The sequence below is a fragment of the Calidithermus chliarophilus DSM 9957 genome (assembly GCF_000430045.1).
GTDB lineage: Bacteria > Deinococcota > Deinococci > Deinococcales > Thermaceae > Calidithermus > Calidithermus chliarophilus.
On sequence record NZ_KE387025.1, the window covers coordinates 163,247 to 174,273 of the forward strand.

General features: G+C 72.8%; 7 protein-coding genes. 2 read left to right on the forward strand and 5 right to left on the reverse strand.

From position 1 onward, the window contains the following. The 3 genes from MEICH_RS25465 to MEICH_RS0115780 all read right to left on the reverse strand — a co-directional run. Positions 1-292 (reverse strand): hypothetical protein (locus tag MEICH_RS25465; RefSeq protein ID WP_036219466.1); only part of this gene is annotated, 292 nt, incomplete at its 3' end. Between the two features lie 28 nt (positions 293-320). Further along, positions 321-770, reverse strand: a complete 450-nt coding sequence (locus MEICH_RS28855) for a hemerythrin domain-containing protein (protein WP_027893413.1) — start codon at positions 768-770, stop codon at positions 321-323. After that, positions 767-1,450, reverse strand: a complete 684-nt coding sequence (locus tag MEICH_RS0115780) for a phosphoribosyltransferase (protein ID WP_027893414.1) — start codon at positions 1,448-1,450, stop codon at positions 767-769. The genes MEICH_RS28855 and MEICH_RS0115780 overlap by 4 nt, the downstream gene beginning before the upstream one ends. Positions 1,451-1,667: 217 nt before the next feature. Between MEICH_RS0115780 and MEICH_RS30245 the strand changes: the two genes are divergently transcribed. After that, a complete protein-coding gene (locus MEICH_RS30245) occupies positions 1,668-2,501 on the forward strand; it encodes a c-type cytochrome (protein WP_245587687.1) in 834 nt (277 codons plus the stop codon). Between the two features lie 31 nt (positions 2,502-2,532). Then, on the forward strand, positions 2,533-3,921 hold the full coding sequence (locus tag MEICH_RS0115790) for a hypothetical protein (RefSeq protein ID WP_157202854.1): 1,389 nt from the start codon (positions 2,533-2,535) through the stop codon (positions 3,919-3,921). A 22-nt stretch (positions 3,922-3,943) separates the two neighbouring features. Here the strand turns inward: MEICH_RS0115790 and MEICH_RS27305 are convergent, their stop codons facing one another. Together MEICH_RS27305 and MEICH_RS25480 are read right to left on the reverse strand one after the other, a co-directional pair. Beyond that, positions 3,944-7,495, reverse strand: a complete 3,552-nt coding sequence (locus MEICH_RS27305) for a bifunctional diguanylate cyclase/phosphodiesterase (protein ID WP_157202855.1) — start codon at positions 7,493-7,495, stop codon at positions 3,944-3,946. Positions 7,496-8,037: 542 nt separating this feature from the next. Further along, the coding region (locus MEICH_RS25480) for a hypothetical protein (RefSeq protein WP_036219468.1) at positions 8,038-11,027 on the reverse strand (2,990 nt) is incomplete at its 5' end.

Here is an 11,027-nt window from a genome sequence, read left to right on the forward strand (position 1 = left end):
CCGCCGCGTCCGCCGCGACGCTCAGCACCAGGGTGCCGCGGCTGGCGGAGGCGGGGATCACCAGCGCCTCGGCGGCGACCCCGGCGGGCAGGCCGCTCACGGTCACGCTCACCGCCGCGCCGAAGTCGCCGAAGCGCTCGAGGTTGACGGTGAGGCTCCCGCTCGAGCCCGCGTTCAGGGTCAGGGCGTCAGGGGTCAGGCTGAGGCCGAAGCCCCCGGGCGGGGGTGTCCAGCAGGCGCTGAGGAGCACGGACAGGACGGCGCCGAAGGCCGTCACGAGGGGCGTGCGCATGGTCTTGCCTCCTTCGGGCCCGGGCCTTTCAGCCCCGGAGCTTGAGCTTGAGGTACTCCCCGACCAGCACGGCCGCGGGGTAGAGCACCTCCTCCTCGGTGCGGGCGTGCAGGGCCAGCTTGCGGGCGAATTCCGCGTACTCGGGCCGCTCCTCGGCCTCGGCGGCCTGGGCCAGCGCGGCCACGGCCTGCCGGATGTGGCGGTGCTCCTCGAGCATCTGCGGGAGCTCGGCCTTGAGCGCTTCGGTCAGCTCGAGCACCCCCGCCATCGCCGGGGCGACCTCCCCCCGGGCCAGCGGCTCGAGCAGCCCCAGAGGCGGCAGGGCGACCTCCTCCTCGCGCACGAAGTGGGCGTGCAGCACCTCGGCGACCCGCCGGGCCGCCTCCCCCACCCGGCCTCCCGCCCGGGTGGCCGCCGCCAGGGTGGCGTGGAGCTCGGCGTGTTCGCTCTTGAGGGACTCAGGGATCTGCGGGGTCATGGCTTTCCTCCTTTCCCTGCCGCCGGGGCCGGCTCCTGCCCGGCTCGAGCCAGCAGGTCCTGCACTTCCTGGTCGGAGGTCTGGGGGAAGTGCTCGTACCACAGCCCCACCGCCTGGAAGAAGGGGGGCGTCTGGAGGCACACCGCGTCGTCCACCAGGGCCCTCACCTCGGCCAGGGTCTCGGGCGGGGCCACCGGCACGGCCACCACCAGCCGGGCGGGCCGGTGCGCCCTGGCCGCGGCGACCGCGGCCTTCATCGTGGCCCCGGTGGCCAGGCCGTCGTCCACCAGGATCACGGTCTTGCCCGTGAGGGCCGGGAAGGGCCTGTCCCCGCGGTAGAGCCGCTCGCGGCGCTCGAGCTCGCGGCGCTGCTCGGCCTCGACCCGCTCGACGTCCTCGGGGAGGACGCCCGCGCCCGCCACGACCTCGGCGTTGAGCACCCGGCCCCCGCCGGCGGCGATCGCCCCCATGGCCAGCTCCTCCTGGCCCGGCGTGCCCAGCTTGCGCACCACCCACGCCTCGAGCGGGGCCTCGAGCGCCCGCGCCACCTCGTAAGCCACGGGCACGCCCCCCCGGGGCAGGCCGAACACGCACACGTCGGCCCGCCCGCCGTAGCCGAGCCCCAGGAGCCGCCCGGCGAGCATCCGCCCGGCCTCCTGCCGGTCCTTGAAGGCCCTCATCCTTCCACCTCGCCGCCCGGAAGCCCGCCTCCGGTGGCACCCTCACGATGGCGCGTCCCCGTTACCAGGGCATTACCCGCCCCGCGGACCCACCGCGCCGCTTCGGCCCGGTCACGGGGGACAAAATTCCCTTGCCGAAAACGCTGCTACGGTGTAGAAGGTAAGGTTACAAATTCCAAAAGAAAGCGGGTGGGGCATGAGATCGATATTCGTGTGGATGGCAGCCTGTTTTTCACTGACGGCATTGGCGGCCCCGAAGTACTTCATCCAGGCTGACGTGGTCCGGGGCTCGGCGGGCGCTCAAGGGGCCGTCTGCGTGGCCAACAGCGTGTTCTTCCCCGGCGAGCAGGTGGTGTGGCGGGCCGTCGTGTTCGACCTGGCCACCCAGGCCCGCCTCAGCGAGGAGCAGATCAAGCAGCTCGGCCTCGCGGTGACGGTGACACTGGAGAACGGCGCCAACCTGAACATGCGCTACGGGCCCCACCCGCCCGACCCCAACGCCCCCAAGCGCGAGGCGTTCTGGTCGACGAGCTACCAGATCCCCGCCGACGCCCCGGTGGGGACGCTGAAGTGGAGCATGACGGCCAAGGACAAGGACGGCAACACCGGGGCCTTCACCCCGATCGGGCAGGACGTGGGGCTGGCGGTGCTGACCATCGCCAAGGCCCAGGCGGCCGCGCCCCAGGCCGCCGCCGCCGACGGCCAGGCGCTCTACGGCCAGTACTGCGCCTCCTGCCACCAGGCCAACGGCCAGGGCCTGGCCGGGGCCTTCCCGCCCCTCGCGGGCAGCCGGGTGGTCACCGGCGACGCGGCCTACCTGGCGCGGGTGGTCCTCTTCGGGCTGCAGGGGCCCATCACGGTCCGGGGGCAGAACTACGACGGCAACATGCCCGCCTTCGGGTCGCTGAGCGACGCCCAGGTCGCCGCCATCCTGACCTACGTCCGCAGCGCCTGGGGCAACGCGGCCGGCGCGGTGAGCGCCGCGACCGTGCAGGCCGAGCGGGCCAAGCCGGGCAGCCCGCAGGACAACCACGCCAAGTACCCGAAATAGGGCCCCGGGCCCGTCCGAGAGCGAGGTCATCATGCGCTGGTTGATGCTGCTGCTGTGCGCGAGCGGGCTGGCCTTCGCCCAGGCCCGCCTGACCTTCACCCCCGACCACGGCCCGGTGGGCACCCGGGTGGAGGCCCGGGCCGCCGGCCTGCCGCCCGGGGCGACCCTCGAGTTCGTCTGGTTCAGCGCCGAGGCCCGGTGGGTCGTGGAGAACGCGCTCTACCTGGGCGTGAAGGCCGGCGAGACCAAGACCCCCGTGCTGAAGGTCACCGCCGACGCCCAGGGCCAGGCCGCCTTCAGCTTCGTGGTCCCCGAGGACTACGGCTACGTCCACAACACCGCCTTAGTGGCGGGCGACAAGGAGGTGGCCCGCCAGGGCTTCGTGGTGGTGCCCCAGCTCACCCTCTCCCCCACCTCGGGGCCGCTGGGCACGCCCATCACCGTCAAGGTGACGGGGCTGGGCTACCGCTTCTACGAGCGCGGCCGCCACCTCTACTACGACCAGAAGTACACCGGCTGGCTCACCGCCATCTCCACCAAGGGCACGGCCGTCGCCACCGTGCGGGCCGCCGGCGAGGTCGGGCCGCACCTGCTCGAGCTCATCAACGGCCCCCGGCGCGGCTACCTCAACGGCGAGCAGTCGCCCAACTACATCCCCGCCATCCCCTACCGCACCGGCGCGGTCTTCACCCTCACCCCCGGCCCCGCCGTGCTGCCCCCCGACCCGGCCAGCCAGGCCTTCGCCCGCGAGCCGGCCCCGCCCGCCTCGGGAGCGGGGCCCCGGCTCGGCGCCGACTTCGCCTCGGGCACCGTGGGGAGCCTGATCAACCTCCTGGGCCAGGGCTTCCCGGCCAACGCCCCGGTGGCCCTCTCCTACCGCAGCGTGCGGGGGAACCGGGTGGGCGGGGGCGGCTGGGAGGAGGCCGAGGTGCCGCTGGGGACCTTCGCCGCCGACGCCCAGGGCCAGCTCAGGCTGACCCTGCCCACCCCGGACGACCTCGAGGGCGAGCGGGTCTTCACCGCCCGCAGCGGCGAGGTGCAGGCCCGGTTCACCTACCGCATCACCCCCAGCGTGGCCTCCTTCGGCCCCAGCCCCGTGCGGCCCGGGGGGGAGCTCAGGCTCAACCTCAAGGGCACCGGCTGGACCGGCACCGGCAACATCTACACCCTGGTGCTCGACAACAGCTACCTCGGCTACGCCTGCGGCTTCAACACCCGCGGGGACATCACGGTCTACCTCACCGCGCCCCTGCAGCCGGGCTGGCACTACCTCGACCTCTACCCCTCGATCTACGAGGGCAAGAGCGACGCCCCCACCGCCACCACCACCAACGACCACTTCCAGCTCCCCATGCTGCACCACCAGGACCACCCCGGCGAGCGGCTGCCGGCCTTCCACCTGGCCTTCGAGGTGCGCTGAGCGCCCCCCTCACGGGCCGGGGCTACAGGCGGGGCGGGCTGGCCGCCCCGCCGAAGCTCTCCATGGGGGCGGGGCGCCCGAAGAGGAAGCCCTGGCCCCACGCGAAGCCCTCGGCCAGCAGCCACCCGCGCTGGGCGTCGGTCTCGACCCCCTCCACCACGACCGCCAGCCCCAGGTTGCGGGCGAGGTCCCGCACCGCCCGCAGCACCGCCTCGGCCCGGGGGTTCTCGCCGATGCCCTGGGTGAACAGGCGGTCGACCTTGAGCGCGTAGAAAGGCATGCGCGCGAGGTAGCCCAGCGAGGAGTAGCCGCTGCCGAAGTCGTCGAGGGCCAGGCGGAAGCCGAGTTCGGCCACCTCCTGGAGCGCCGCGAAGGTCTCCGGGTGCGCCAGGACCCGCTCGGTGATCTCCAGGACGACGTTCTCCCGGTTGGGCAGCCCGGCCAGGAAGGCCACGAAGCCCGCGTCGGTCAGGCTCTGCACCGACAGGTTCACGCTGACGGTGCGCCCCTGGGCTAAGGCCGCGACCCGGGTGAGCACGTAGCGGTCGAGCTCCTTGACCAGGCCCGTCTCCTCGGCCAGCGGGATGAAGACGGCGGGGGCGGGCCCGCCCGGCCAGCGCACCAGCGCCTCGAGGGCCTCGTAGGCCACGGGCTGCTGGTTTTCCAGCCCGACGATGGGCTGGAAGTGCAGCAGCAGCTCCCCCTCGGCCAGCGCGTGGCTCAGCGCCATCAGCAGGTCCTGGCGCCGGTAGAGGGCCGCCTCGAGGGCCTGGTCGTAGAAGGCGGTGCGGGTGGGCTGGCCCTTGGCGCGGTAGAGGGCGAGGTCGGCGCGGCCGAGCAGGGTGGAGAGGTCCTGGCCGTCGAGCGGGCAGTAGGCGATCCCGGCCGAGAAGCTGATGCGCACGAGCTTCGAGTCGAGCACGACCGGCGGTTCCATGGCCCGGCGCATCTGCTCCAGGGCCCGGGTGACCTCCTCGGGCGGGCCGGGCAGCAAGGCCGCGAACTCGTCACCCCCCATCCGGAAGATCCGCCCCTCAGGCGGCAGCGCGGCGCGCAGGCGGGAGGCCGTCTCCTGCAGCAGCCGGTCGCCAGCGGCGTGTCCCAGGGTGTCGTTGACGGCCTTGAAGCCGTCGAGGTCGATGAGGACCACCCCGCCCGGCCCCTCCTGGCAGATCGAGACCTCCTCGCGCAGGCGGCGGCGGTTGGGCAGCCCGGTCAGGGAGTCGTGGTAGGCAAGGAAGGACACCTCCTCCTGGCTCTGCTGCCAGCGCAGCCACAAGGCCATCTGCGCGGCGAAGAGGCCGGCGACGCCCGAGGCCGCCGGGGACACCGGGCCGCCGAGGTAGAGCACCCCGAAGACCTCCCCTTCCGCCTCGATCCGGGCGTAGAGCATGGGTTCGAGGCTCAGCGCGGGCTCCTGCACCCAGCCCACAGCCGCCCCCAGCTCGAGGACCCGTAACCCCTCCGGCTCCACCCACAGCCCCTTCAGGCCGTTGCTGCCGGGCCCCACCCGGGCGACGTGGCGGTAGTGCTCGTCCGGGTCGCGCAGGAACAGGTGGCCCTCCTGGGCGCCGGGAATGTGGCTCACCGCCCGCTGCAGCACCGCCTGGAAGATGTCGCGGGCGACCCCCCTCGAGAGCACCTGGTTGGTGAACTCCAGCAGGTCTTGCCACAGGCGCAGGCTGAAGGCGAGCTCCTGCTCCAAAGCCAGCAGGGGGCGGATGTCCACCAGCGCCCGCACGCTGCCGCGCTCGAGCGGGGCGGCGTAGAGCAGGCTGGGGATGAGGGAGCCCCCTCGGTCCTTGGCGCTGACCCGGATCCCGTGCAGCGTCTCCCCGGCGGCCAGGCGGGCCAGGTTGTGGTTGAAGTCCTCCTCCCGCTCCCCCACGATGGGCAGCGGCTGGCCGAGCACCTCCTCCACCCCGTAGCCGTAGGTGCTCTCGGCCGCCGGGTTCCACAGCGTGACCCGGCCCGTCTCGTCCAGGCCCACCACCGGGACCGGGACCGCCCGCAGCACCGCGCCCAGCCAGCCCACCAGCTCCTCCTCGCGGGTGACGTCCCGGCCCACCGAGGCGTAGCCCACCACCCCGCCCTGCCGGTCGTGGAGGGGGAAGAGGATCTTGTCCTCGCGCACCAGGCTGCCGTCCTTGCGCCGGTTGACGAACTGGGCGCGGAAGACCTCCCCCGACCCCAGCGTCTGCCAGAGGTCGGCGTAGAACTCCTTGGGGTGCTGGCCCGAGCGGAAGAGGCGCGGGTTCTGGCCCAGCAGCTCCTCCCTCGAGTACCCCAGCTTGGCCTCCACGGCCGGGTTGGCGTAGACGATGCGGCCCTGCAGGTCGGTGATGAGGACGGGCTCGGGCTCCTGCTCCACCACCTGCGAGAGCTTGTGGGTCTCGGCGCGCTGGCGCAGGAACTCCACGCGCCGGCCGACCAGGGCCGCCAATCGCTCGAGCAGCCCCAGCTCCTCGGCGGAGAAGGCGTCGGGCTCGGGGGCGTACAGCGAGAGCACCCCCAGCGCCCGCCCGCCGACCTCGACGGGCAGGCCCAGGCTGGACTCGAAGCCGTGGGCCAGCGCCCGCTCGCGCCAGGGCGCGTAGGCCGGGTCGTCGCGGATGAAGCGCATCAGCGCCGGGCGCCCGGTGCGCAGGGCCTGCCCCGAGGGCCCCTGTCCCGTCGGGCCCTCGTCCCAGGTCACCTCCAGGCCCTCGAGGTAGGCCGTCGCCCCCGCCGCGGCCACCTGCTCGACCGCGAAGCCGGGCCGCGCCCAGCCGGCCCAGGCCAGCCCGTACCCGGCTTCCACCAGCAGGTGGCAGACCCCGGCCAGGAAGGGGGTCTCCTCCCCGGCCCGGATCAGCAGGTCGGCCACCCGGGACAAGACCTCGCGCGCCCGCTCGGCCTGGGCCTTCTCCGTCACGTCCGCGACCGTCAAGGCCACCCCGGCCACCAGCGGGTCGGGCAGCAGGTTGCACCCCCGCACCGACACCCACCGCTTCCCCAGGCGCAGCACCCGGCCGTGGCTCTGCAGGGGGTGCTCGAGCAGTTCCCAGAAGAAGGCCGCGGCTTCCGCGCCCCACTCCGGGAAGGGCCCGGGGTTGGCGGGGGTGCCGTGGACGAGCACCGGGCGGCCCCGGGCGTCGAGGAGGAAGGCCTCCCCCGCCCCCAGCGCCAGCAAGGCCGCCTGGCGCTGGGTCTGCCGGGCCCACGCCAGCGCGGCGGCCAGCAGCCCCGCCGCCTCGTCCAGGGCGGGCTCGAGGTCCGGCGTTTCCCCGCTCCCCGGCGAGTACAGCACCAGCAGCCCGATCCTCCGGCCCCCGGCGCGCAGCGGCACCTGCCGGCAGCCCTCGGGCGGCTCGGCGGTTCCGGGCTCGAGGCCCCAGCCGCCGGGGGGTGAGCCGGTCTCGGCCACCCGTCGCGGGCCCGCCTCCGTGTCGAGGAACAGCGCCGCCTGCGCCCCCCCGGCCATCCCCGGCTGCTCCAGGACCACCCGCAAGCCCTCCCGCAGCCGCTGTGGGAGGGGCAGGTCCTTCCGCAACGCCCCCATCAAGCGCCGGGCCGTGCTGTGCGTTTTCCTCATCGCGATCCGCCAACTCTCTGCCTGCCACAGGCCGCCTGCGAACCCCTGGGGCTACCCCCCAGCGTTCGGCCCCTGCGGGGCCGGGCCGACATCCCCGATCGGTCGGGGGACCACAGGACAGAGTTGCGAACCCTTCCGATCGCCTCCTTTTATTGCTCCGAACCCCGGGTCTGTCAAGGTCAAAATATCCCTGGAATTAACCCTATCCCGGACAAACTCTTTCTCCGCGGCAACAGCGGGGCATCCGGGGAGCCGAATATCGGATTCAAGAAGATCATCGTCCAAACCAAAGAGCCCCAGGGGTTATCTTTTTGAATCCCAGAGCACACCCCTCCCTGACGGTCGGCGAAGCGAGCGCATCCCTCCCGAGGGGCGCTACCGCCCTCCGCCACGCGGATGACTTCGGCCCTGTCAGTCCCCCGCCGTCCGGCGCCGAGCTGACCGAACCGGGTAGAAGACCGCTCGCGAAGCCGGCATAAAACCCGCCCGGGGGCCGGGCGGATCGCGCAGATCCTCCCCGGCCCCCGGGCGACTGGGCGCCCTCAGCGGGGAGGCCAGTAGGCCAGGCCCACGGGGTTGGTGATGCCGGCGATGTAGGTGGGGATGTTGCCGATGCCCTCGTAGGGGTCGAGGTCGCCCTTCTGAGCCAGGTAGGCGGGACTCCAGCGGAAGACGCCGTTCACGAAGCTGCTGCTGTAGACCGAGGCGTAGAGGTTGCCCTCGGGGTCGAAGGCCAGCCCGCCGATGCTGCCCCCGCCGTTGAAGCCGTGGACGTGGGTGAGGGGGGTGGCGTCTTGCCCCTCGACCAGGGCGGAGGGGTCGTACTCGAGCACGCTCGCGCCGGTGGTGCCCACCCACAGGCGGCCGGTGGGGCCGAAGGTGAGGGCGCTGAGGTTGCCGCGGCCCTGGGCCAGCGGGTAGGCGGTGGCGCTGCCGTAGCCGCCCGCCGCGGCGTAGCGCACCACCTGGGCGCTGCCGTTGTACGCCACCCAGAGGTTGCCCTCGCCGTCGAGGGCCAGGGACATCGGGGTGCGGTAGGCCCCGTCGGCGTTGAGGGTGAGGTCGGGCGTGGGGGCCGCGCCCAGCAGCCCGGCGGCGGGGTAGCGCAGCACCTGGCCGCCCTCGCCGGAGCCGTAAGGGGCCTGCAGCGCGACCCACAGGTTGCCCTGGGCGTCGAAGGCCAGGGCCTGCGGGCTGGAGGGCAGCGCGAAGCTGTGCAGCGGGTCGGGGCTTTGCTTGAGGCGGTCGGCGGGGTAGGCCAGCACCTTACCCAAGAAGGCGTCGGCCACCCACAGCCGCCCCTGCGGGTCGAAGGCGAGGGCCGGGGTGTAGGTCAGGCCGCCGCCCATGGTGGTCTGGGCCAGGGCGGTGCCGCCGGCGGGGTAGAAGAGCACGTTCTGGTTGCTGCCCATCTGGTTGGCCACCCACAGCCCGCGGGGGCTGTTGCTGGAGTAGCTGACGGTGACGGTGGTGGTCTCGCTGGGCGGCAGCACGACCTCGGCCTGGCTGAGGGCGGGGGTGTAGGTGTAGCCGCCGTGCTCGAGCGAGGCCGCGGTGATCTTGTAGGTGCCGGGGTTGAGCAGTTGGAGCAGGGTCTCGCCGCTGGCGCTGACGGTGTGCGTGTAGCCCAGCGGCCCGCTGACCGCGACCGCCGGCTGCACCCCGTCCGGCAGCCCGCTCACCACCACCTTCAGGTTGGCGCGCACGTTGTTGTAGTTCACCTGCAGGCGCGGGGTCTGCCCGGGGCCCACGCTCGCGCTCTGCACCACCTGCAGCGCGGGCCGGTCGCTGCCCTGGTTGGGGGAGTAGACCGCGTCGCCCGCGGGGGTGAGCCCGGCGGTGAGGGTGTAGGCGCCTTCGGGCAGGCACTCGAAGTGGTACACGCCCTCCCCGCTCGAGCTCCCCGAGGTCTTGGGGGCGAAGAAGAAGCCGTTGGGCCCGGTGAGGCGCAGGCTGGGCACGGTGCCGGCGGGCAGGCCGGTGACGACCACCGTCAGGGGCCCGCTGCCGCCGGGGGTCACCGTGACCTGGGCGCTGGCCTGCTGGCCGGGCTGCTCGGCGGAGGTGGCGGTGACCGTGTAGGTGCCGGGGGTGGGGGGCGCGAAGTAGGTGGCGCTGTTCATCACGTCATCGCCCAAGACGGCCCCGCCGCTGGCGGCCCAGGTGACCCCCTTGAGGCTGTTCTGGATGCTGGCCCGCAGGACCGTGCGCCCGCAGGCGGGGACGCTCGTCTGCTCCGGGCTTATCCGGACGATGACCGGCCGCTGGCTGGGCGGGGCCTGGGCGATGAGGAACTTCATGTTCAGCACCTCGTACTTGAAGTCGCTGAGCATGCCCAAGAAGAACAGCCCCGCCGACTGCAGGACCTCCTTAGGCCCCGAGAAGCCGTAGCTGATGTTGGCGTTGAGGCCCATGAAGGCCTTGAAGCCGAGGTAGAGCTGCCACCAGGGGTCGCGGGTGAAGTTGGCGTCGAACTCCAGGTAGGGCACCAGGGCGAAGTCGGGCCCGTAGACCCCGTAGAAGTAGAAGTTGACCTGCGGCCCCACCCCCGCGAGCACCGAGAAGCCCTGCATCGAGCCGCCGGAGTCGAAGCTGATGCTGTGGCGCTCGGAGCTGAAGGGGTTCCAGTTCTTCCCGTCGAAGCTCACCCCGGCGGTGAGCGAGACGCTCTCCTCGGCCTTGACGTAGAACTCCGAGGTGATGCTGCCGCCCACGACGAAGCGCACGCTCACGGTGGGGTTGATCACCACCGGAAAGCCCGCCACCGAGATGTTGATGGGGGGAAGGGGCAGCACCATGAGGGGGACGGTGGCGGTGACCTGCTGGTAGATCCTCCCCTTGCCGAACACCTTGAGCTTGCCGGTCTGGCGGGCGGTGGCCGAGAAGCTGGCCTCGATGCCCTTGGCGGAGATCCAGATGCTGCCGTCGAAGGAGATGCGCAAGCAGGTCGAGCCCTCCATGAAGATGCCGTCGTCGGGCCCGTCGCCCGGGAGGATCTTCGCGCGCTTGATCTCGAGGCAGATCGGCGCGAACTCGACGTTGGGCCGGGCGGCGCTGGCAGGATAGACCTGCTGGGCCTGGGCTTTGGCCTCCGCGAAGAGCTGACGCTTCAGCTCCTCGGTCTGCGGGGTGGGAGCGGTCAGGACGCGGGCCCCCGGCAGCAGCACCTCGGCCTTGGCCAGTTGGGCCCGCACCCCCGGATCCTCGCCGTCGACCTCCTGGTAGAAGGAAAAGCCGCCCTGCTGGATCACCTCCGGCAAGGGGGCGAGGTGCGCGGTGACGGTGAGGTCGCCCCCGGCGGTGCTCACCTCCTCGACCTGGCCCAGGAAGCCGTAGGGGTTGTCGGCGGTCGACGGCAGGCCCAGGTAGCTGCCGGGCTTGAGCCCGGCCAGCGCGGCGGGGACGCCGTCGAAGCGCAGGGTCCGCACGACCTTGTCGCCCACGAGCCCGGCGGGCTCCATCGGCTGCAGGGTCTCGGCCGCGGCGCTCTGCGGGGGGAGCCCCACCGTGCCGGGCGCCAGGCGCAGCGGGG

Excerpts from the sequence above, each read along its gene's own strand:
- MEICH_RS28855 (WP_027893413.1), bottom strand. The coding sequence starts at position 770 with ATGACCCCGCAGATCCCTGAGTCCCTCAAGAGCGAACACGCCGAGCTC.
- MEICH_RS0115780 (WP_027893414.1), bottom strand. The coding sequence starts at position 1,450 with ATGAGGGCCTTCAAGGACCGGCAGGAGGCCGGGCGGATGCTCGCCGGG.
- MEICH_RS30245 (WP_245587687.1), top strand. The coding sequence starts at position 1,668 with ATGGCAGCCTGTTTTTCACTGACGGCATTGGCGGCCCCGAAGTACTTC.
- MEICH_RS0115790 (WP_157202854.1), top strand. The coding sequence starts at position 2,533 with ATGCGCTGGTTGATGCTGCTGCTGTGCGCGAGCGGGCTGGCCTTCGCC.
- MEICH_RS27305 (WP_157202855.1), bottom strand. The coding sequence starts at position 7,495 with ATGAGGAAAACGCACAGCACGGCCCGGCGCTTGATGGGGGCGTTGCGG.